Here is a 21,870-nt window from a genome sequence, read left to right as displayed (position 1 = left end):
GGTGATCCCCGCCGCGATCGACCCGGCCACCCTGCGCATCGCCGGTCTCACACGCCTGTCCACGGTCGACTGGCCCGACAAGCTCGTCGCGACCGTCTTCCTGCAGGGATGCCCGTGGGATTGCTTCTACTGCCACAACCCGGCGCTGCGCGCGCCGCGCGCGCCGGCCGCGATGAGCTGGCGCGCGCTGTGGACGTTCCTGAAGAAGCGGCGCGGCCTGCTGGACGGCGTCGTGTTCTCCGGCGGGGAGCCCACGATGCAGCCGGCGCTTCCGGCGGCGATCGCGGCGGTGAGGCAGCTCGGATTCGCGGTGGGCCTGCATACGGCCGGGATCTACCCGGCGGCGCTGGTCCGCATCCTGCCCCACGTGGATTGGGTGGGTCTGGACATCAAGACGAGCAAACGGCTCTACGAGAAGGTCACCGGCTACTCGAACAGCGCCGAGCGCTCCTGGGGTTCGCTCTCCGTCGTCCTCGCCGAGTCGGCGGCGCGCGCGGGGACCGCCCGCCCCCTCGACTACGAGGTGCGCACGACGGTGCACCCCGAGGCGGCGGATGCGGCAGAGCTCGCCGTGCTGGGGCACCGCCTCGCCGACGCCGGCGTCACGTGCTGGGCGCTGCAGCGCTTCCGCAGCGAAGGAACCCGCATCCCTTTGCCTCGCGTCGGCGAGGCCTCCTACGAGGTCTCGCTCGACGCGGTGCCCGGTGAGCGGTTCGCGCGGTTCGCGGTGCGCTGAGCTCAGCGCTGGCGGCGCTCGCGAACCCGCATGTTGATGACGATGGGCGTTCCCTCGAAGCCGTAGAGCTCGCGCAGGCGGCGCTGGATGAACCGGCGGTAGCCGGGGTCCAGGAATCCGGTCGTGAACAGGACGAAGGTCGGCGGCCGCGTGCCCGCCTGCGTGCCGAACAGGATGCGGGGCTGCTTGCCGCCGCGCACCGGATGCGGGTGCTCCGCCACGAGCTCGGAGAGGAAGGCGTTGAACTTGCCCGTCGAGATGCGCTGGTCCCACGACTCGAGAGCCGTCTCCAGCGCAGGGACGAGCTTCTCGAGGTGGCGACCGGTGCGCGCGGAGATGTTGACGCGCGGCGCCCACGCGACGTGCGCGAGATCCTGCTCGATCTCGCGCTCGAGGTACCGGCGACGGTCGATGTTCGCCATGTCGTCGTCGTTCAGGCGGTCCCACTTGTTGAAGGCGAGCACGAGCGCGCGGCCCGACTCGAGCACCATGTCGATGATGCGCACGTCCTGCTCGCTCAGCGGCTCCGACACGTCCAGCACGACGACGGCGACTTCGGCCTTCTCGAGCGCCGCCGAGGTGCGCAGCGACGCGTAGAAGTCGGCGCCCTGCTGCAGGTGCACGCGGCGGCGGATGCCGGCGGTGTCGACCAGACGCCAGAGCTTGCCGCCGAGCTCGACGATCTCGTCGACCGGGTCGCGGGTGGTGCCGGCGAGCTCGTTGACGACGACGCGCTCCTCGCCGGCCGCCTTGTTCAGCAGCGAGGACTTCCCCACGTTGGGGCGCCCCAGGATCGCGACGCGACGAGGCCCGCCGATCTCGTGCTTGGCGACGGCGGAGACGTCCGGCAGCACCTTCACGAGTTCGTCGAGCAGGTCCGCCACGCCGCGGCCGTGGATGGCGGAGACCGGATGCGGCTCCCCGAGACCCAGGTTCCACAGGGCAGCCGCTTCCGGCTCCTGACGCGCGTCGTCGATCTTGTTGGCGACGAGCATGACAGGCTTGCCGCTGCGACGCAGCAGCTTCACGACGTGCTCGTCGGTCGAGGTGGCGCCCACCATCGCGTCCACGACGAACAGCACCACGTCGGCGAGGTCGATCGCGACCTCGGCCTGGGCGGCGACCGACCGGTCGATGCCCTTGGCATCCGGCTCCCAACCGCCGGTGTCGACGAGCGAGAAGCGGCGCTCGAGCCACTCCGCCTTGTACGTCACGCGGTCGCGCGTCACACCGGGAGTGTCCTCGACGACAGCCTCGCGGCGTCCGAGGATGCGGTTCACCAGCGCGGACTTGCCGACGTTCGGGCGGCCGACGATCGCGACCACCGGCAGCGCCGGCAGGTACTCGATCCCGTCACCGGAGCCGACGAGCCCCGCGAGCACCTCGGCGTCGTCGTCGTCGAGGTCGTAGTCCTCCAGCGACGCCCGCAGCGCGATCGCGCGCTGCTCGGCCAGCGTGTCGTCGATTCCGGCGAGGGTCTCCTCGAGCTGATCCGGTCCGGCTTCGTACTCGTCCTCAGCGCGCATCGCGCACCTCCTGCATTTTCTCTGCGACCGCGAGAACGGCCGCGACTGTCTCATCGAAGTCGAGGTGCGTGGAATCCACGACCTCGACCCCTTCGGCCGCCGACATGAAGTCGACGACGGTGGAATCTGATGCGTCACGCCGGCGCAGCGAGTCGGCGACCGCCGCCGCATCCTGTCCGGTGACCTCGGCGCTGCGCCGGGCAGCGCGCACCTCGGGCGCTGCCGTGAGCAGAATGCGCACCGGCGCATCGGGAGCCACGACCGTGGTGATGTCACGGCCCTCCACGACGACACCGGGTCGTCCGGAGTCGGCGACGAGGGCGCGGAAACGGGCATTGACGGTGTGACGGACGACGGGAACGCGGGCGACGCCGCTGACCGCGTCGGTCACGCGGGTCTCGCGGATCGCCTCGGTGACGTCCGTGTCGCCGACTCGCACCCAGTAGTCGTCGGGATCTAGCGAGATGCTGCCGTCGAAGTCGCCCATCGCCTCCAGCACAGCGGTGGCGTCGGAGGTGTCGACGGCCCGGTCGAGGGCGTGCCACGCCAGGGATCGGTAGACCGCGCCTGTGTCGAGGTATCCGTAACCGAGGCGGCGCGCCACCTCCTTCGAGACCGAGGACTTGCCGCTGCCGGCGGGTCCGTCGACGGCGACGATGGCGACGTCGGAATCACTCATTTGCACTGCTCGCAATCCTCCACCCGCGCGCCTCGAGGCCCGCCACGGCGGGCGCGGCGATCGCGGGAACGACACTGATCTCTGCCAGGCCGAACTGGGCGCCGGGCGAATGCTCCAGGCGCAGGTCCTCGACGTTCACACCCAGCTCGCCGAGTTCGCCGAACAGGCGACCGAGCTGCCCTGGCGTGTCGTCCACCATGACGACGATGGTCTCGAAGCGGCGGTTCTGCCCGTGCTTGCCGGGCAGCCGCTCGACGCCCTGGTTTCCGCGCAGGATCGTATCGGCGACGCCGCGACGCGCGCCCGGTGCATCCGGCTCCCGCAGCGCGTCGGCGACGGCGGCGAGATCCTCGGCGAAGGCATCGAGCACGTCCACGACCGGAGCAGCATTGGCGCCGAGGATCTGCGCCCAGAGCTCGGGTGCGGATGCGGCGAGCCGGGTCGTGTCGCGAACGCCCTGCCCCGCCAGGCGCAGGGCGTCCTCGGGCGCGGCCGTGAGCCGCGCGGCGAGAAGGCTCGAAACGAGCTGCGGCACGTGCGAGACGAGGGCCACCGAGCGGTCGTGCTCGTCCGGCGCCATCTCGATCGGCATCGCGCCGAGATCGAGCGCGAGCCCCTCCACGAGCGCCAGATCGGCGGCGGCGGTCTCCTCGTCGCGGCAGACCACCCACGGCCGCCCGATGAACAGGTCGGCGCGGGCGGCGATGGCACCGCCGCGCTCGCGTCCGGCCATGGGATGCGAGCCGATGTACCGCGTGAGGTCCACGCCGCGGGCACGAAGCGCGCGCAACGGCTCACCCTTGACGCTTGCGACATCGGTCACCACGGCATCGGGGTAGGCCGCGAGTTCTCGCTCGACGACGTCGGCGATCACATCCGGCGGCACGGCGACGACGACGAGGCGTGGGGCGTCGCCGGGCGCCGCGGCACGACCCGCGCCGTAATCGATGGCGAGGCGGAGCTGGGCGGGTGAGGTGTCGTCGAGCACGACGTCGACGTCCAGGGCACGGAGGGCGTGACCGATGCTGGCGCCCAGCAGACCCGCGCCGACGACGCGGACCGTGCCCGAGGTGCGCGCGGCGACCCGCGCGGGCGCGCTGGTGCCGTTCGACTCGCTCACTGGTTCTCCTGCTCTCCGGGCGGGTCGGACACCTGGTCGCGGCGCGCGAGCGTGAGAAGCGCACCCCGCTCGATCTTAGTCAACTCCCGCATCCTCCCTGCCGGGAGTGTTCCCAGGTGGAGGGGCCCGAACTGCCGGCGCACGAGTTCGAGAACGGGATGCCCCACCGAGGCCATCATGCGGCGCACGATGCGGTTGCGGCCGGAGTGCAGCGTGAGCTCCACGAGGCTGCTCGTGGCGGAGGCATCGAGCAGCCGCGCCTTGTCCGCCCGGATGAAGCCGTCCTCCAGCTCGAAGCCGCGCGTGAGCGTCGAGATCGTCTGCGCCGACACCCGACCGTCGACCTTCGCGATGTAGACCTTCGTGACACCGAACGAGGGGTGTGCCAGCACGTGGGCCAGTTCCCCGTCGTTGGTCAGCAGCAGCAGGCCCGACGTGTCGGCATCCAGGCGACCGACGTTGTAGAGGCGCTCCTCGAAGTCGCGGGTGAACTCGCGGAGATCACGGCGGCCTCGGTCGTCCCCCATCGAGCTGACGACACCGGTGGGCTTGTTGAGCATGACGTACCGCTTCGACTGGTCGAACTCGACCGCGACGCCGTCGACGTCGACGAGGTCGGTCTCGGGATCGATCCGGCTTCCGAGCTCGGTCACGACGGCGCCGTTGACGCGCACCCGGCCCTCGACGATGTACTGCTCCGCCACGCGGCGGGAGGCGACGCCCGCGTTCGCGAGCGCCTTCTGCAGGCGGACGCCCTCGGTGTCGGTCATCGTGCGATCTCCTCGAAGCCGGTGCTGCCGTCATCCAGCAGCGGTGAGATGTGCGGAAGCTCGTCGATCGTGTTGATGCCGAGCTTCTCCAGCAGCACGTCGGTGGTGCCGTACAGGATGGCACCGGTCTCCCCGTCGTGGCCCACCTCGGTGATGAGCCCGCGGCCCACGAGCGTGCGCACGACCGAGTCGACGTTGACGGCGCGGATCGACGCGACCTGTCCACGGGTGACGGGCTGCTTGTACGCGATGACCGCGAGGGTCTCCAGGGCCGCCTGCGACAGACGGGCGGGCTGCTGTGTGCCGAGGAACTCGGTGATGACGCGGTCGTACTCCTCGCGCACGTAGAGCCGCCATCCGCCGCCGACCTCCCGCAGCTCGAAGCCGCGTCGCGGGCCGCCGTCCTCGCCGTCGTAGTCGGCGACGAGCGCCGCGATCGCCTTGCGCACCGCCGGGACGGGCGCACTGACGGCCGCCGCGAGCGCGACGACGCTGTGCGGCTCGTCGAGGATCAGCAGCACGGCCTCGAGCCGGCGCGCGACGGAACCCACATCCTGCGGCCAGGCGGTGGTCTCCGACTCTTCGGTGCGGATGTCATCGGTCATAGTCGGCTCCCAGAGTGGCGAGGTTCTCCTCGGACCAGCGTTCCGCGCTCCAGCGCAGGGTCAGCTCGCCGAGGGGCTCCAGCTGCTCGAACGACAGCGCCGCGTGGCGGTACAGCTCGAGGATGGAGAGGAATCGTGCGACGACGATGCCGGAGGCGTCCACTCCGGCGATCAGTTCGCGGAAGGTCAGCGTGCCGCGCTGGCGCAGGAGGGTCACGACGATCGCGGCCTGCTCGCGGATGCTGACCAGCGGCGCGTGCAGGTGGTCGAGCCCGACCGTGGGGATCTCCTTCGGCGCCATCGCCAGCATGGCGAGCGCGGCGAAATCCTCGGTGCTGAGCGTCCACACGAGCTCGGGTGCCGCCTGCCGGTACCGCTCGTCGATGCGGACGCTGCGCGCGTGCCGCCTCTCCTCGCGCTCCAGGGAGCGCGCGAACCAGGCGGACACCTCTTTGAAGGCCCGGTACTGCAGCAGACGCGCGAACAGCAGGTCGCGGGCCTCGAGCAGAGCCACAGCCTCCGCATCCACGAGCTCGCCCTGCGGGAGCAGTCCCGCCACCTTCATGTCGAGCAGGGTGGCGGCGACGACGAGGAACTCCGACGCCTCATCCAGCTCCGCATCCGGCCCGAGCTGGCGCAGGTACGCGATGAACTCGTCGGTGACGACGCTGAGCGCCACATCCGTGATGTCGAGCTCGCGCTGCGAGATGAGAGTCAGCAGCAGATCGAACGGGCCGTCGAAGACGCCCAGCGATACCCGGAATCCGTCGGTGGCCGCGTCCTGCGGCTCAGGCGACGGCGCCACGGGCGACCAGCTCCCGCGCGAGACGCAGGTAGGCCTGCGCCGCGGCGTGCTCGGGAGCGAACTCGGTGATGGGCATCCCCGACACCGACGCGTCGGGGAACTTCACGGTGCGCCCGATCACGGTCTCCAGCACGTCGTCGCCGAACGCCTCGACCACGCGCTCGAGCACCTCGCGCGAGTGGAGCGTGCGGGGGTCGTACATCGTGGCGAGCACGCCGTCGAGGGTGATCGAGGGGTTCAGCCGGTCGCGCACCTTGTCGATCGTCTCGATCAGCAGGGCGACGCCGCGCAGGGCGAAGAACTCGCACTCGAGCGGGATCAGCACACCGTGGCTCGCCGTCAGGGCGTTGACCGTCAGCAGCCCCAGCGAGGGCTGGCAGTCGATGAGGATGACGTCGTACTCCCCCGCCACATGGCGCAGCACCCGGGCGAGGATCGTCTCGCGGGCCACCTCGTTGACGAGGTGCACCTCGGCGGCCGACAGGTCGATGTTGGCCGGCAGCACGTCCAGCCCCTCGACGGAGGTCTTCACGATGACCTCGCGCGGGTCGCGCTTGGTGTCCAGCAGCAGGTCGTAGATCGTGGGCACATCGTGCGTGGTGATGCCCAGGCCCGCGGACAGCGCGCCCTGCGGGTCGAAGTCGACCGCCAGCACCTTGCGGCCGTAGTGCGCGAGAGACGCGGCCAGGTTGATGGTCGTGGTCGTCTTGCCGACCCCGCCCTTCTGGTTGCAGAGGGCGATGATGCGGGCAGGGCCGTGGGCGGCGAGCGCCGGCGGTGTCGCGAACCCCTGATAGGGGCGACCGGTCGGGCCGAGGGGCACATCGCCCTTCGTGCCTTTACCCGCCTGCTTCACTGCGCGCTCCGCCACCGTACTCCCGCTCTGCTTGGTCGTTCGATCGATTCTAGCGACGGCGGGCCGCGGGTTCGGGGAGGGCGCACCGAGCCCCCTCCCCGAACCGTGCTCAGACGGTGTGGCGGCGACGTGCGGCAGCGACCAGCACGAGGGCACCCGCGAGCAGCGCCACGATGCCGCCGCCGAGCCAGGCACCGGAGATCTCCGAGCCGGATGCGGCCAGCAGGTGGTCGCCCTCCTCGGTCACCTCGGGAGCCGGCGCCGCCGGGTCGACGATGGGAGCGACACCGTTGACGGCCGACGTGTCGTTGGCGAGCGCCGCGGTGACGTGCGCCATGGCGCCGAGCATGATCCCGAGCGCCTCGACGTTGATGTTCGAGATGTCGTCAGCGGGCGTGTGATAGTTCGGGTCCATGATGATCCCCGCCGTGCCGCCGAACAGCGCGACCTGTTCCGCCGTCTTGACGTCGTCGGCACCCGTGAACAGGCCGGATGCGGGGATGCCCGCCAGGATGAACGCGTTGTAGTCGCTGCGGGCGTCGAAGGCCGTGTCGATCCAGGGCTGCCCGATCGCATCGAAGTAGCTCGTGAAAGCCGCCTCCGTCGCGATCGACCCCTCGGGGACCTCCACCGGCGCCTCGTAGGTGGACTGGTCGGCGTCGTAGACGGCGATCACGTAGTTGGGCGAGGCGACCATGTCGAAGTTGAGGTAGGTCGCGATCGTTTCCAGCGCCGCGTCTCCACCGGTCTCATAGAGATCGTCGACGTAGTGCGCCGATCCCAGGAGCCCGATCTCCTCGGCACCCCACCAGGCGAAACGGACCGTGTTCTCCAGCTCACCGGAAGCAGCCAGCTGGAGGGCGACCTCCAGGATCGCCGCCGAGCCCGATCCGTTGTCGTTGATACCGGGACCGTCCTCGACCGAGTCCAGGTGCGCGCCCAGCATCACGACGTTGTCATCGCGTCCGGTGGGCGTGTCGGCGATGATGTTGAACGTCTCGACGGAGTCGATGTGCTGCTGCAGATCGAGGTCCGCCAGGACCGGCCCGTCGGCGAGTGCGGCGAGGAGGTCCTGCCCCTCGCTCTGCAGGATGCCGACCGTCGGTGCGAGGTCAGGCGTCTGCGCGCCGAGGGTGCCCTGGAGGGGCCCCGGCTCGTTGTTGTAGATGATCACGGCCTCCGCGCCCGCGGCCGCTGCCGCCGCCGACTTCTCTGCGAAGGAGCAGCTGCCCCGGGAGACGAGTGCGATGGCGCCCGCGGCGTCGGTGCCCGCCCAGTCGTCCGCGGTGCACCCCAGCGGTGCGGTCGGGGCGATCAGCGGGAGGTCCGAGAGTCCGCCGACGGGTGTGCCCGGTGTGAACTCCATCGGGATGCCGAAGGGATCGGCAGGGCTGTAGCCGTCGATCGTCAACGTGTACCCGTCGATCGTCTGCAGGTCGGCGTCGAAGTACTGACGCTCCGGCGTGTACCCGGCTGCCGTCAGCGTCTGTTCGATGTAGACCGCGCTGGCCTCATAGCCGCTGGTGCCCGCCGCCCGATTGCCGCCGTTCGCATCGGCGATGTCCTGCAACTGCTGCAGGTGGCCGACGACGGCGTCCACCGTCACCCGCTCTTCCAGATCGGCCGGATCGACGGCGGAGGCCGGCGCGATGCCGGCGGTCACCGCCAGCGCCGCGCCGACGCCGATTCCGATGCCGATACGGGTGGCTCGTGGCCGTGATGTCGTCACGTGGTGTCCTCTCGCGTTTCCCCGGTCCGCCCGACGCTAGTCGGATTCGGCGTCAATCGCTTAGACAATTCACAGGTTCGTAACGCGACGCGCCCACGCGCGCGGGGTCGACTCAGAAGAGGGAGCCCAGGACGTCCAGCCTGAGCTGCGCGACGACGGCGATCAGCGCGACATCGAGGATGGCGACCAGCGGCGCCCAGCTGGCGAGCCATCGGCCCACCGGCCGCATCCGCCTCCCCCACAGCCCCGCCCGTGCGCTCCAGCCGAGCGTGACCCAGAACAGCGGGATCGTGACGAGCCACACGACCATGCACCACGGGCAGAGCGAGCCGTACTCGAAGACGCTGCGGTAGGCGAGGAAGTGCACGAACACGAACGCCGCGGCGATGAAAGCCAGATAGGTGCGCCAGTACCAGCTCCTGAGGCCCGCCGCGCCCCCGAGTGCCGTCACGCCGGCATAGATCGGACCGAGGAAGAGCACGACGCCGATGATCGAGTTGCTGAAGCCGAGAAGGTTGCCGCCGGGCGAGAGCAGGTTGGGCCCGCACGTCACGATCACGCTCAACTGGCAGGACACGAGCGGGTCGACGCCCCGCAACTGCCCGATGTACTCCAGGTACAGCAGGAACGAGACCGCCCAGCCGAGCAGGCCGGCGATGATCCAGAAGACGGCGAGCGCGCGTGACGGGGGCGCGGTGGGAACGCTCATGCGCTCAGTGTGCGCGCGAAAAGTCCGACTCATGGGGCGCGGCGGCCGTGACTAATGCGTCCGGCTCACCGCATCCCCTGGAGCCGGTCGACCGACACGACGCCGGGGTGCAGGGCGCCGTCGGCGATGAGGGTGGGAACCGTTGCCGTGCGGATCTCCTGCTCGACGATCCGCTTGCCGTCGGCGACGATGTCGTGCACACGGTCGGATGCGGCGAGCCCCGCGACGGCGTGGATGCCGGCCGCGTCGTAGCCGGCCTCCGCGAGCCACTCCTGCAGCTGGGTCTCGGCCTGCTGTGTCGAGGCCTGCTCGTTGAACCACGTCTGCCAGGCGACGCCGTCGGGGCGCTCACCCGTGAAGATGTGCTCGAGGATCCGCCAGTCCGTTCCTCCCCCTACGGGGACATCGCCCTGCTCCGTGAGGCGTACAGCGGTGAGGTAGTCCGCGATCAGAGGAGAGTTCGTGAACTTCGGGGCGGCATCGGGTCCGATCGGGTACGGGATGTAGGCGAGGTTGTGTTCGTCGGCGAAGCCCGCGCTCTCGATGTTGCGGAAGAGCTCGGCGCAGAAGCGGCACCCCGGATCGATCACCTCGACCGACACCGGCAGCCCGTCTCGATAGCCGCCGGCGTAGCTCGCCGCCTCGGGAAGGTACTCGCCGGCATCCCAGTCCTTCAGCCGGCTCGGGAGCGCGTCGAAGGTCTTGCCGAGCGAGCGGAACTCCGCGGCGAACGCGCCGACCACATCCCCCTTGGCGAGCGCCGAGCCGAAGTCGTCCGCACCGGCGTCGATGCTGCACGCCCCCGCGGACAGACTGCAGGCCTGGGTGTCCTGCGGGTTGCAGGTCCCGTAGACGAAGAGGTTCAGCCCGCTCTTGCCGACGATGTACAGGCTGATCACGAGAGAGAGCACCATGATCCAGGCGGTCACCTCGATCGCGATGCTCGCCGGCTTCACGAGCCTCGGCGCCCGCACCGCGAGCGGTGCGAGCATGCTGTTCTTCACGTCATCGCGGAACGACGTGTCGCAGGGACGGAAAGTCACGCGCCGGGTCACGCACCGCCAGGCCGTGCCGAGCAGGCGCCGGTACTTCGCGGAGACGGCGGCCAGCACGAGCAGCACGAGGAACGCGGCGATGCACAGCATTCAGAGCCCCCTCAGCATCCGGCCGAGCACATCGAGACAGCGTGCGACGTCCTCCTCGGTGTTGTGCGCGCCCAGACTGAACCGCAGCAGCGGCTCGACCCGCTCGCGTTCGCGCAGCCAGTAGTGCGCGCAGAAGTAGCCGCTGCGCGCGGAGATCTCGGCCTTCGAGAGGAAGACCGCCAGACGGTTGCTGTCGACGCGGTGGGCCAGAAGCGGCACGAGCGCGCCGTCGGGGTCGCCGAAGACGGTCAGGTTCGGGATCTCGCCGAGCCCCTCGCGCAGCGAACGGGTGAGCCGTCGCTCGCGCTGCTCCACCGACTCCCCCGCGGCACGCGCGTACGCCTCCCGCCAGCGGAGCGCCGCGCCGAAGGCGAGGATCTCCCCCCATGCCTGCAGTCCCGGTTCCAGGCGGGTGTGCGGCTCGTCGAGCAGCACGAAGTCGTCGGCGGTGACCTCGGCCACCTGGCCGCCGCCGACGAATCCGACCTCGAGCGACATCAGCAGCGCGCGCGTCGCGACGACGACACCCAGCGACGGGCCGTACGCCTTGTGGGCCGAGAAGCAGATCGCATCGGCGGCGAGAGAGCGCAGGGCCTCGGGCGCGTGCGCCATCGCCTGGGCGGCATCGATGATGACGGTCCCACCGAGACGGTGCGCGTCGGCCACGAGTCCCGCCAGATCCGCGATGACGGCGCCGTCGACGTTGTTCTGGGCCGAGACGACCACGAGGGCATCGGCGAGGTCGGCGTCGCGGTACATCAGAGCACCGAGGGCATCGCGCTCCAGCACGACACGATCGATCCCGCGAGCACGGGCGAAGGCGATGGTGCTGAGGAAGACCGCGTTGTGCTCGGTCACCGTCGTCACGACTCGGCGGAACCCGCCGGCCGGCATCTGCGTCAGAAGGAGATTCAGGCCGTACGTGGTGTTCAGCGTGAACGAGACGGCGTGCGTGCGCGAGGTCAACCCGAGCGCACGCAGCACCGCGGCCCGTGTGTCGGCGACGCCCGCATCCACCTGTCGCGCGCTTTCGTAAGAGGCGCGCCCGCCGCACGCGTTCCGGGTGCGGAAGTACTCGTCGAGCGCCTCGATGACCGGCACGGGGCGCATCGACTGACAGGCCGCATCCAGGTATACGGTGTCGGCGGGCAGGTAGGCGAAGCCCGGACGTTCCGAGGCTCTCTCCCCCATCGTGGTGCGGCGCAGTCTCCTCACCCCTCCGATGATCCGCGGGCGCACGGGCTACCGCCCCCGGCGGAGCCGTGACTATCCCCGGTGGCGGGTATCGAGAGCGCGTTCGGCTCAGCGCGCCCGCGGGTGAGCCGCCGCGTAGACGTCTCGGAGCGCGTCGACGCTCACATGCGTGTAGATCTGCGTCGTGGCCACCGAGGAGTGGCCCAGCAGTTCCTGGACGACCCGCACGTCTGCCCCGCCCTGCAGCAGGTGCGTCGCGAACGAGTGCCGCAGCGTGTGCGGCGAGACGTGCGCCTCGAGCCCCGCCCCTTCCGCCGCCTGCTGGAGGACGGCCCACGCGCTCTGCCGCGACAGCCCCGCCCCGCGCGCACCCAGGAAGAGGCGCGGAGTGCCCCGGCCGCGGCGCGCGAGCTCGGGCCGCGCACGTGTGAGGTAGGCGTCGACCGCGGCGCGGGCGTAGGAGCCGACCGGCACGATACGCTCCTTCGATCCCTTTCCCCGCACCCGCAGCACCTCGCCGTGAGCGAGGTCGTCGACGTCGAGCTGCACGATCTCCGAGACGCGCGCGCCCGTCGCGTAGAGCAGCTCGACGAGCGCCCGATCGCGAAGCTGGATGGAGGTGGCCTGATCCGCCCGACCGGGCGCGGGGCCCGACGCATCGAGGAGGCGCTCGACCTGCTCGATGGTCAACGCCTTCGGGAGGCGTTGCGCGAGCTTGGGCGGCCGAAGATCCTGCGCCGGATCGTCCTCGCGGATCCCTTCACGTACGAGGAAGCGGTGCAGCCCGCGGACCGAGGACTGCAGACGCGCGAGGCTGGATGCGGCCGGCCGCGGCTCGGCCGACGCCTTCTCCGCGGCGAACGCGGCGATCATCGCCGCATCCACCTCGTCGACGTCGTCGACGCCCCGCTCGGCGAGCCACGCGACATAGGTCGCCAGGTCACGGCGGTAGGCGTCGACGGTGTGGGAGGCCAGTCCGCGTTCGATCGTCACATGACGCAGGTACACCTCGACCGCGCGGCCGATGCGCATCTCAACCGACCGGGTCGTCCCGGCGAAGCCGTTCGGCCGCGGCGAGCACACCCGAGATGAGGATCCCGTTACGCACGCCGCCGGCGAGGATCGCGTCGACGACCTCGGACAGCGGCACCCACTGCGCAACGATGTCCGCCTCCTCGTCGGTGCGCTCGTGCGCGCTGAGCTGCACGAGGTCGCGCGCCAGGAAGACGTGGACGATCTCGTCGCTGCCGCCGGGGCTCGTGAACAGGCTCACGAGCGGTTCGAGGCTTCCTGCGGCCAGATCCACCTCCTCCGCGAGCTCACGACGGGCGGTCTCGGCCGGACTCTCGCCCGCCACATCCAGCAGCCCCGCCGGGATCTCCCAGTCGCGGTGGCGAATCGGATGCCGGTACTGCTGGATGAGCAGCACCCGGTTCTCGTCGTCGACGGCCACGACCGCCGCAGCGCCCGTGTGATCCACGTAGTCGCGCACGATCTCACCGTCGCCGTAGCGCACGACATCCGAGCGCACGTCCCAGACGCGGCCGTGGAAGACCACGCTCGTGTCGACGACCTCGCCGTCGAACCGCTCGTCCTGGATCACGGCCGCGCCCGCTCAGGCGTTCTCGACGTCGAACAGCTCGCTCGCGCGGTGGCGGTCCAGCGCCGCGCCGACGAGCCCGCGGAACAGCGGATGCGGCGCCGTCGGCCGCGAGCGAAGCTCGGGATGGGCCTGGGTCGCGATGTAGTACGGGTGCACGTCGCGCGGCAGCTCGACGTACTCGACCAGGCCGAGGTCGGGATTCAGCCCCGAGAAGACGAGGCCCGCCTCGGCCAGCTGCTCGCGGTACGCGTTGTTGACCTCGTAGCGGTGGCGGTGGCGCTCGGAGGCGCGGGCCGAACCGTAGACCTCCGCCGCGATCGAACCCTCGGCGAGGTCGGCGGGGTACAGCCCCAGTCGCATCGTGCCGCCCAGGTCACCGTGGTCGAGGATGTCGACCTGCTCGGCCATCGTGGCGACGACCGGGTGCACGGTGTCCGGGTCGAACTCGCTCGAGGACGCGCCCTCCAGGCCCGCCATCGTGCGGGCGTACTCGATGACCATGCACTGCAGACCGAGGCAGATGCCGAGCGTCGGGATGCCCTGCTCGCGCGCGAAGCGGAGGGCGCCGAGCTTGCCTTCGATGCCGCGGATGCCGAACCCGCCGGGCACGACGATCCCGTCGACATCCGCGAGCGCGGCGGCGGCGCCCTCGGGCGTCTCGCACGTGTCCGAGGGGATCCATCGGATGTTGACGTGCGTCTCGTGCGCGAAGCCGCCGGCCTTCAGCGCCTCCGTGACCGACAGGTAGGCGTCGGGAAGGTCGATGTACTTGCCGACCAGCCCGATGGTGACGTCGTGCTTGGGGTTGTGCACGGCGTTGAGCACCTGCTGCCAACGCGACCAGTCGACCTCCGCCGCCTTCTCACTGAGCCCGAGCCGGCGCGCGATGTACGCGTCCAGGCCCTGCTCGTTGAGGGTGGAGGGGATGTCGTAGATGCTCGGCAGGTCGACGGTGTTGATGACGCCTTCGACGTCGACGTCGCACATCAGCGCGATCTTGCGCTTGTTGGCGTCGGTGACGGGACGATCGCTGCGCAGCACGAGCGCGTCGGGCTGGATGCCGATCGAACGCAGGGCGGCGACCGAGTGCTGCGTCGGCTTGGTCTTCTGCTCACCGGAGGCGCCCATGAACGGCACGAGCGACACGTGCACGAAGAACACGGTGTCGCGGCCGAGCTCGTGGCGTAGCTGACGTGCCGCCTCGAGGAACGGCTGGGACTCGATGTCTCCGACCGTGCCCCCCACCTCGGTGATGATCACGTCGGGCTTGGGAGACTCGCTGGCCTGCAGCCGCATCCGGCGCTTGATCTCGTCGGTGATGTGCGGGATGACCTGCACCGTGTCGCCGAGGTACTCGCCGCGACGCTCGCGAGCGATCACCTGCGAGTAGATCTGACCGGTCGTGACGTTGGCCGCCTGGCTCAGCTCGATGTCGAGGAAGCGCTCGTAGTGCCCGATGTCGAGGTCGGTCTCGGCGCCGTCGTCGGTGACGAAGACCTCGCCGTGCTGGAACGGGTTCATCGTTCCCGGGTCGACGTTCAGGTACGGGTCGAGCTTCTGCATGACGACGCGCAGGCCCCGAGCGGTGAGCAGATTGCCGAGGCTGGCGGCGGTCAGACCCTTGCCCAAAGAGGAGACGACACCGCCCGTCACGAAGATGTGCTTGGTGGTGTCGTCGTTGTTCGTACCGTGGGAGAGGCCTGAGCCGGAAGAGTTCGTCACGGGCTTCTATCCTATCAGTGGGCGGGACCGGCGAGGGCGAGCAGCTCCCTCGCGTGGGTGAGTGCTGCGTCGGAGTCTGCCAAACCGGACAGCAGTCGCGCCATCTCCGCTTCGCGCTCGGCCCCCGCGAGGCGCCGCACGCTCGACTGCGTGACGGAGCCGTCGTTCTGCTTCACGACGCTGAGGTGGTTCGTCGCGAACGCCGCGACCTGGGCGAGGTGGGTCACCACGATCACCTGCGAGGTCTCGGCGAGGCGGGCAAGGCGTCGGCCGACCTCGATCGCCGCCGCGCCGCCGATTCCCGCATCCACCTCGTCGAAGACGAACGTGGGCACCGGGTCGGTCGCGGCGATCACGACCTCGATCGCGAGCATGACGCGACTGAGCTCGCCACCCGACGCCCCCTTCGACACGGGACGCGGCGCCGCCCCCGGATGCGGGGCGAGCAGGATCGCGATCTCGTCGCGTCCCGCGGCGGATGCCGGCGTCTCGCTCACCTGCACCTCGACGCGGGCGTCGGGCAGGGCGAGGGCATGAAGCTCCTCGGTGACGTCGGCCGCGAGCCGGTCCGCCGCCTCCCGTCGCGCGACGGTCAGCGCGCCGGCGGCGGCGTCGAGGCGCTCGACGAGCTGAGCGCGTTCGGCGCTCAGCCGTTCGACGCGCGAATCGTCGTCGTCGAGCTCGGCCAGGCGGTCCCCGCCGGCGGCGGCGAGCGTCAGCGCGGCTTCCAGGCTGCCGTGGGCGCGGATGAGCCCGGCGAGGACGCTGCGGCGCTCCTCGACCGCGGCGAGCTCCGCCGGCCCCGTCTCGTCGAGGTCTGCGAGATACCCCGCGACGGCCCCGGCGAGATCGACGATCCGATAGGAGATCTCGGCGGCCTGCTCTGCCATCGCCGCCACGGCGGGATCGGCGTCGGAGACGCGTTCGAGAGCGCGACGCGCCTCGGCGACGAGTGTGGACGCATCGGGCGCGTCCTGCTCGCTGGCGAGCGCCTCGTGCGCGAGAGCCGCGGCCTCTCGCAGCTCCTCCACGTTGGCGAGCAGCTCGGCGCGAGCCGCCAGCTGCACGTCCTCCCCCGGCTGCGGGGCTGCGGCGTCGATGGCGGCGAGATCGGCGCGCAACTGCTCCGCCTCGCGTACGCGCTCGTCGCGGCGCTGCACCAGCTCGGCGAGTTCCGCATCCAGCGCACGCAGGCGCTCGTAGGCACTCCGATACTCCGCCAGCGGCACGGCCACGTTCCGGCCCGCATACCGGTCGAGGGCGTCCCGCTGGGCCGCGCCGGATCGCAGGCGCAGCTGGTCGGACTGCCCGTGCACGGCGACGAGGAGATCGGCGAGATCCGTCAAGACGCCGACCGGCGCCGATCTGCCGCCCACCGTGGCGCGGCTGCGTCCTTCGGCACTCAGGGTGCGCCCGAGCAGGAGCTCGGCACGGTCGCCTGCGACCGGGTCGAGCTCCCCGCCGGCCTCGCGAACGCGCTCGGCGGCGGCACCGTCCGCATCCACGAGCCAGACGCCCTCCACGGCTGCGGCGCTCGCCCCCGATCGCACGACACCCGAGTCCGCGCGCGCTCCGAGCAGCAGCCCGAGCCCGGTGACGACCATCGTCTTGCCCGCACCGGTCTCGCCCGTGATGGCGGTGAAGCCCGGCCCCATGGGCAGCGTCGCGTCGGCGATGACACCGAGCTCTCGCAGGCGCATCTCCTCGATCACGCGGTGACCTCTCCCGCCGGCCCCCGCCATCCGGTGACGGGCAGGTGGAACTTCTGCACGAGGCGCTCGGTGAATGCCGGCGGGTGCAGCCGCGCGAGACGCACCGGCTCCGCGGATCGACGTGCGACCACGCGCGCCCCCGGGGGCAGTTCGTGCGAACGGCGGCCATCGCACCAGAGGATGCCGGTGCCGTGCGTGCGGGCCAGCACCTCGATCGCGACCGCGGCCTCCGGCCCGACGACGAGCGGCTTCGCGAACAGCGCGTGCGCCGACAGCGGGACGACCGAGATCGCTTCGACCGTCGGCCAGATGATCGGTCCGCCGGCCGAGAAGTTGTACGCCGTCGATCCGGTCGGTGTCGCGATGACCACGCCGTCGCATCCGAAGCTCGAGAGGGGCCGGCCGTCGATCTCCATGACGACCTCGAGCATCCGCTCGCGACTCGCCTTCTCGACCGTCGCCTCGTTCAAGGCCCAGGTGCTGTAGATGACCTGCCCGGAGGCGTCCTTGACCCGCACCGACAGGGCGAGGCGTTCTTCGACGCGGTAGTCGCGGGCGATGACCCGCGCCACGGCCTCGTCCATGTCATCGCGCTCGCTCTCGGCGAGGAAGCCCACGTGACCCATGTTGATCCCGAGCACGGGGGCTGTGCCGCTGCGCACCATCTCCGCGGCGCGAAGGATCGTGCCGTCGCCGCCGAGCACGATCGCGAGTTCGATCTCGTGCAGGGGCACGTCGACGCCGAGGACGGCCAGGTCGGCGCACCGCGGCAGCACTTCGGCGAGCTCGTCGCGGTCGTCTTCGGCGAGCACCGGAGTGGCGCCCGCGGCTCTGAGGGCGGAGATCACCCGATCGGCCGCCTCGACGGTGTCTGCGCGGCGCGCGTGGGCCACCACGAGGATGTGGCGCGTATCGGTCATCGCACTCCCGTCAGCTCGGTCACAGTGCTCTCCCATTCTGACGGAATGCGCCCGCCGGTGCGCCCGAGGTGCACGAGATACTCCTGGTTGCCGTGGGTACCCACCACGGGAGAAGCGATCAAACCCGCCGTCTGAAGGCCCGCATCCCACGCCTGCCAGAGCACGGCCGAGATCGATTCGGCGCGCTGAGCCGGGTCTGTGACGAGACCGCCGCGCACGGCGGTACGGCCCACCTCGAACTGCGGTTTGATGAGCAGCACGACATCGCTCGTCTCCGTGACGACCGAGCGCACCGGCTCGAGCACGTGGGACAGGGAGATGAAGGACAGATCACCCGTCACGACCTCCGGCGTGTACGGCGACCCTGCCGCGGCGGCGAGGGCGGCGGGGTCCATGAAGCGGACGTTGAACCCTTCGACGGCGATCACGCCGGAGTCCTGGCGCACGCTGTCGGCGAGCTGATCGTGTCCGACGTCGACCGCGAGCACCGGTTCGGCACCGCGCTCGCGGAGTACCTGCGTGAATCCTCCGGTGCTGGCCCCCATGTCCAACGCGGCGCGTCCGGCGACGTCGATCGAGAACGCGTCGAGCGCGGCGAGCAGTTTGTGGGCGGCCCGGCTCACGTAGTGATCGGATGCGGCGACGGCGATCTCGGCCGACTCGCTGACCCGATGCGAGGGCTTGACGACGACGGTGCCGTCGACGGAGACGAGGCCCTGCGTGATGAGAGTCGCGGCCTGCGTGCGGGAGCGCGCAAGCCCGCGCGCGGCGACGGAGGCGTCGAGGCGCTCGGTCATCCGGCGTGCGGTCCGGAGTCGAGGCGGCGAGCGATGTCGTCGAGCAGGACCGCGTACGCCGCGGCTCGATCGCCGAGGGGCTGCTGCTCGATCACCTCGAGTGCGGGCAGCAGATCATCGGCCGGCTCCGTGGGTTCTGCGTGCATCACCCCAGGATACGGCTCACCCTCCGCGGGAACGGCGCGTCAGGGCCGATGGAACGAATCCGCGTACAGCTCCTCGGGCACGCGGAATCCGAAGATCGCTCGCCCCGTCGACCAGATCGCCGCAGCCCCCGCGCGCACGAGATCGATGGGACGCGAGCCCGCGGACAGGATGCGGAGATCGGCACCGTCCACGGCGACGCGCGCATCGCCCACGATGGTCACATCGCCCTTGACCTTGGTCTGCGGATAGGGCTCGTGCAGTTCGCGGAGGTCGCCGAGGATGAAGTCGGGACGGGACGTCGCGGGGGCGGCGAGCACGTGCTTGGGTCGATCGATGCCGGTGAGCACGAGCGCCGAGGTGATGCCGGCGGCCTGCGCGCCCGCGATGTCGGTGTCCAGACGGTCACCGATGAAGAGCGCGCGGCGCGCGTCGAACCGGGCGAGCGCTTCTTCGAAGATCGGCGTCTCGGGCTTGCCGGCGACGACAGCGAGCCGTCCGATGGCGGTGTGGACCGCGGACACGAGCGTCCCGTTTCCCGGTGCGATGCCTCGCGCCTGCGGGATGGTCCAGTCGGTGTTGGTGGCGATCCACGGGATCCCGCCCTCATCCTCGGGCGTCTTGAGCGCGAATGCGGCCTCAGCGAGATCCGACCAGCCCACGTGCGGCGCGAAGCCCTGCACGACGGCGGCCGGATTGTCCTCGGCCGATCGCGTGACAACGAAGCCGGCCTTCTCGAGCTCGACGACAAGTCCCTCTCCCCCGACGACGAGGATCGTCGCTCCGGCGGGCACGCGGGTGCGCAGCAGTCGCACCGCGGCCTGGGGGCTGGTGACCACATCGTCGGCGGTCACGGTCAGACCGAGCTCGGTCAGGTGCGCGGCGACACTGGCGTCGGTACGGGACGCGTTGTTGGTGATGAAGCCGAGTCGGCGCGTCGCCGCGACGTTGTTCAACGCATCGACGGCGTAGGGCAGCGCACCCGCGCCGGCGTACACGACCCCGTCGAGGTCGGCAAGCACGGTGTCGACTCCCTCGAGCGGAGTCGGAGCGGAGCGAGTGAACAGGGCCATCAGCGCGCCTCGTCCTCGTCATCCGCGGTCGTCGTGCTCTGCGCGTCGGCGGCCGCATCCGCGGCGGCGAGCAGCTCCTCCACCTCCGCGGCGATGGAGTAGTCGTCCTCGTCGTCATGGTCAGCATCGACGTCCACGCGCTCGTCGGCTTCAGCCTGGAGGTCCTCATCCACGTCAGGCGCATCGGCGTCGGTGTCCTCGGTGAACTCCTCGTCGAAGATCTCCTCCACGAAGATCTCCTCGTCCGATCCGTTGCCTGCTGCCTCGTCGAGCGCTTCGGCGGCGATGTCCGCCCGCCGCGTCCACTCGGCTGCTTCCTCGTCGCGTCCGAGCTCTTCGAGCACCGCGGCGCGGGCAGCGAACAGTGCCGGGCTCCACTCGAAGGCCCGGTCGGGGTCGAGCTCGGGGATGTCGAGTTCGGCGAGGGCTCGCTCAGTCTCACCGAGGTCCAGGCGTGCGCCGGAGAGCGCGATCGCGAGAGAGACGCGCACCGCGACCGGGAGCGTGCTTCGATCGACCGCGCGACCGACCTCGATCGCCCGGTCGGGCCGGCCGACACCGCGTTCGCTGTCGACCATGAGGGCGATCTGGTCTTCGTTGCCGGAGATGCGACGGTAGGTGCGCAGCTCGCGCAGCGCGAGCGCGTAGTCGCCGGTCGCGTAGGCGGTGATGGCCACGCTCTCGCGCACGACAGCGATGCGGCCGGCACGGCGGGATGCCGCGAGGGCGTGCTCATGGGCACGCTGGGGGTCTTCGTCGATCAGCCGCCCTGCCATCACGAGGTGACGGGCGACCTCCTCGGCGTTCTCCTTGCTGAGGGTTTTGAGCTCGTTGCGCGCGCTCGGATGGAGATCCCGTGCCGTGATGTCCTCGGGAACCTCCGGCTCCGCGATCTTTGCCGCCCGCACGGCGTCGCGCTGCGGCGGACGCGAGGAACGATCAGAGTCGTAACCGCCACCGCGGTAGGGCCGGTCCCCGCCTTCGCGGGAGCGGTAAGGACGGTCGCCGCCCTCACGGGGGCGGTACGGACGATCGCCGCCCTGCCCACCCTGACGCGGGCGATACGGACGATCGCCGCCCTGCCCACCCTCACGAGAGCGATACGGACGATCGCCGCCCTGCCCACCTTCGCGAGGACGGAACGGACGGTCGCCGCCCTGCCCACCCTCACGGGGGCGATACGGACGATCGCCGCCCTGCCCACCTTCGCGCGGACGGAACGGACGGTCGCCGCCCTGCCCACCCTCACGGGGGCGATACGGACGATCGCCGCCCTGCCCACCTTCGCGCGGACGGTACGGGCGATCGCCATCGCGACGCGGGCGGTCGGAAGACTGCCCATCCTGACGGGGACGATACGGGCGGTCGCCGTACCGCCCACCCTCACTTGGGCGATACGGACGGTCGCCGCCCTCACGAGGACGGAACGGACGGTCGCCATCCCGGCGCGGGCGGTCGGAAGACTGCCCGTCCTGACGCGGGCGATACGGGCGATCGCCGCCCTGCCCACCCTCGCGCGGGCGATACGGGCGATCGCCGCCCTGCCCACCCTCGCGGGAGCGATACGGACGATCGCCGCCCTGCCCACCTTCGCGCGGACGGTACGGGCGATCGCCGTCCCGGCGCGGGCGGTCGGAAGACTGCCCATCCTGACGGGGGCGATACGGACGGTCGCCACCCTCACGAGGGCGGAACGGACGCTCACCATCGCGACGCGGACGCTCGGATTGGCCGCCCTCGCGCGGACGGTACGGACGATCCGAGCCCTGACCGTCCTGACGCGGACGATAGGCACGGTCGCCACCCTGACGTGGGTGGTCTCCGCCGCGGGGGCGCGAAGACTCCCGACGCTGCTCGTTGTCGTCGTTGTTCGTCATTCGCTCTCTCCTCGCGACGTAAACCCCTGGAAAAACAGAAATGGCCACCCAGCTTTGGGTGGCCATTTCTAAAAGGAGTCCGGCGGTGTCCTACTCTCCCACAGGGTCCCCCCTGCAGTACCATCGGCGCTGAGAGGCTTAGCTTCCG

General features: G+C 70.6%; 22 protein-coding genes and 1 rRNA gene. 2 read left to right on the top strand and 21 right to left on the bottom strand.

Features of this window, described 5'->3' with window-relative positions:
• Position 1 precedes the first annotated feature (1 nt).
• On the top strand, positions 2-736 hold the full coding sequence (locus tag ACYVJS_RS10620; protein ID WP_460739914.1) for an anaerobic ribonucleoside-triphosphate reductase activating protein: 735 nt from the start codon (positions 2-4) through the stop codon (positions 734-736).
• A 2-nt stretch (positions 737-738) separates the two neighbouring features.
• Here the strand turns inward: ACYVJS_RS10620 and der are convergent, their stop codons facing one another.
• The 20 genes from der to ACYVJS_RS10520 form a co-directional block, all read right to left on the bottom strand.
• Entirely contained in the window at positions 739-2,262 is a 1,524-nt protein-coding gene (gene der, locus ACYVJS_RS10615) for a ribosome biogenesis GTPase Der (protein ID WP_137416650.1), read from the bottom strand.
• Positions 2,252-2,941 carry a (d)CMP kinase gene (gene cmk / locus ACYVJS_RS10610; protein WP_460739913.1) on the bottom strand — a complete coding sequence of 230 codons (690 nt, stop codon included), beginning with the start codon at positions 2,939-2,941 and terminating at the stop codon, positions 2,252-2,254. The genes der and cmk overlap by 11 nt, the downstream gene beginning before the upstream one ends.
• Complete coding sequence (locus ACYVJS_RS10605) at positions 2,934-4,061, bottom strand: prephenate dehydrogenase (RefSeq protein ID WP_460739912.1); 1,128 nt, start codon at positions 4,059-4,061, stop codon at positions 2,934-2,936. The genes cmk and ACYVJS_RS10605 overlap by 8 nt, the downstream gene beginning before the upstream one ends.
• A complete protein-coding gene (locus ACYVJS_RS10600) occupies positions 4,058-4,831 on the bottom strand; it encodes a pseudouridine synthase (protein WP_243228152.1) in 774 nt (257 codons plus the stop codon). Before ACYVJS_RS10600 ends, ACYVJS_RS10605 begins: the two co-directional genes overlap by 4 nt.
• A complete protein-coding gene (scpB, locus tag ACYVJS_RS10595; protein ID WP_460739911.1) occupies positions 4,828-5,436 on the bottom strand; it encodes an SMC-Scp complex subunit ScpB in 609 nt (202 codons plus the stop codon). Before scpB ends, ACYVJS_RS10600 begins: the two co-directional genes overlap by 4 nt.
• Positions 5,426-6,241 carry a segregation and condensation protein A gene (locus tag ACYVJS_RS10590; RefSeq protein WP_460739910.1) on the bottom strand — a complete coding sequence of 272 codons (816 nt, stop codon included), beginning with the start codon at positions 6,239-6,241 and terminating at the stop codon, positions 5,426-5,428. The genes scpB and ACYVJS_RS10590 overlap by 11 nt, the downstream gene beginning before the upstream one ends.
• The gene (locus ACYVJS_RS10585; RefSeq protein ID WP_243228155.1) at positions 6,225-7,112 is read right to left on the bottom strand and encodes a ParA family protein; all 888 of its coding nucleotides are present in this window, start codon (positions 7,110-7,112) and stop codon (positions 6,225-6,227) included. Before ACYVJS_RS10585 ends, ACYVJS_RS10590 begins: the two co-directional genes overlap by 17 nt.
• Before the next feature lie 94 nt (positions 7,113-7,206).
• On the bottom strand, positions 7,207-8,826 hold the full coding sequence (locus ACYVJS_RS10580) for a M20/M25/M40 family metallo-hydrolase (protein ID WP_460739909.1): 1,620 nt from the start codon (positions 8,824-8,826) through the stop codon (positions 7,207-7,209).
• A 112-nt stretch (positions 8,827-8,938) separates the two neighbouring features.
• Complete coding sequence (locus ACYVJS_RS10575) at positions 8,939-9,535, bottom strand: vitamin K epoxide reductase family protein (RefSeq protein ID WP_460739908.1); 597 nt, start codon at positions 9,533-9,535, stop codon at positions 8,939-8,941.
• 65 nt (positions 9,536-9,600) lie between these two features.
• Entirely contained in the window at positions 9,601-10,680 is a 1,080-nt protein-coding gene (locus ACYVJS_RS10570; RefSeq protein ID WP_460739907.1) for a hypothetical protein, read from the bottom strand.
• A complete protein-coding gene (locus tag ACYVJS_RS10565) occupies positions 10,681-11,895 on the bottom strand; it encodes an aminotransferase class V-fold PLP-dependent enzyme (protein WP_460739906.1) in 1,215 nt (404 codons plus the stop codon).
• Positions 11,896-11,982: 87 nt separating this feature from the next.
• Positions 11,983-12,906 (bottom strand): site-specific tyrosine recombinase XerD, encoded by a 924-nt coding sequence (gene xerD / locus ACYVJS_RS10560; protein WP_460739905.1) that lies wholly within the window; start codon positions 12,904-12,906, stop codon positions 11,983-11,985.
• 1 nt (position 12,907) lies between these two features.
• Positions 12,908-13,477, bottom strand: coding sequence for an NUDIX domain-containing protein (locus tag ACYVJS_RS10555; RefSeq protein WP_460739904.1), 570 nt, complete (start codon positions 13,475-13,477; stop codon positions 12,908-12,910).
• Between the two features lie 12 nt (positions 13,478-13,489).
• Entirely contained in the window at positions 13,490-15,199 is a 1,710-nt protein-coding gene (locus ACYVJS_RS10550; RefSeq protein WP_460739903.1) for a CTP synthase, read from the bottom strand.
• Between the two features lie 14 nt (positions 15,200-15,213).
• Positions 15,214-16,911, bottom strand: coding sequence for a DNA repair protein RecN (recN, locus tag ACYVJS_RS10545; RefSeq protein WP_460739902.1), 1,698 nt, complete (start codon positions 16,909-16,911; stop codon positions 15,214-15,216).
• Positions 16,908-17,831, bottom strand: a complete 924-nt coding sequence (locus tag ACYVJS_RS10540) for an NAD kinase (protein WP_460739901.1) — start codon at positions 17,829-17,831, stop codon at positions 16,908-16,910. The genes recN and ACYVJS_RS10540 overlap by 4 nt, the downstream gene beginning before the upstream one ends.
• Positions 17,828-18,628: a TlyA family RNA methyltransferase gene (locus ACYVJS_RS10535; RefSeq protein WP_460739900.1), complete on the bottom strand. Its 801-nt coding sequence runs from the start codon at positions 18,626-18,628 to the stop codon at positions 17,828-17,830. The genes ACYVJS_RS10540 and ACYVJS_RS10535 overlap by 4 nt, the downstream gene beginning before the upstream one ends.
• Positions 18,625-18,774 carry a hypothetical protein gene (locus tag ACYVJS_RS10530; protein ID WP_243228166.1) on the bottom strand — a complete coding sequence of 50 codons (150 nt, stop codon included), beginning with the start codon at positions 18,772-18,774 and terminating at the stop codon, positions 18,625-18,627. Before ACYVJS_RS10530 ends, ACYVJS_RS10535 begins: the two co-directional genes overlap by 4 nt.
• A 39-nt stretch (positions 18,775-18,813) precedes the next feature.
• Positions 18,814-19,845, bottom strand: a complete 1,032-nt coding sequence (locus tag ACYVJS_RS10525; protein ID WP_460739899.1) for an HAD-IIA family hydrolase — start codon at positions 19,843-19,845, stop codon at positions 18,814-18,816.
• Entirely contained in the window at positions 19,845-20,621 is a 777-nt protein-coding gene (locus tag ACYVJS_RS10520) for a hypothetical protein (RefSeq protein WP_460739898.1), read from the bottom strand. The genes ACYVJS_RS10525 and ACYVJS_RS10520 overlap by 1 nt, the downstream gene beginning before the upstream one ends.
• On the opposite strand from ACYVJS_RS10520, the gene ACYVJS_RS10515 reads away from it, so the two are divergent.
• Complete coding sequence (locus ACYVJS_RS10515; RefSeq protein ID WP_460739897.1) at positions 20,580-21,794, top strand: hypothetical protein; 1,215 nt, start codon at positions 20,580-20,582, stop codon at positions 21,792-21,794. The two genes, ACYVJS_RS10520 and ACYVJS_RS10515, sit on opposite strands and share 42 nt — an antisense overlap.
• 5 nt (positions 21,795-21,799) lie before the next feature.
• On the opposite strand, the gene rrf is transcribed toward ACYVJS_RS10515, so the two are convergent.
• Positions 21,800-21,870, bottom strand: a 5S ribosomal RNA gene (gene rrf / locus ACYVJS_RS10510); the annotation flags it as partial.

It is taken from the genome of Microbacterium neimengense (assembly GCF_054782995.1).
This window is presented reverse-complemented; position numbering and strand designations above follow the sequence as displayed.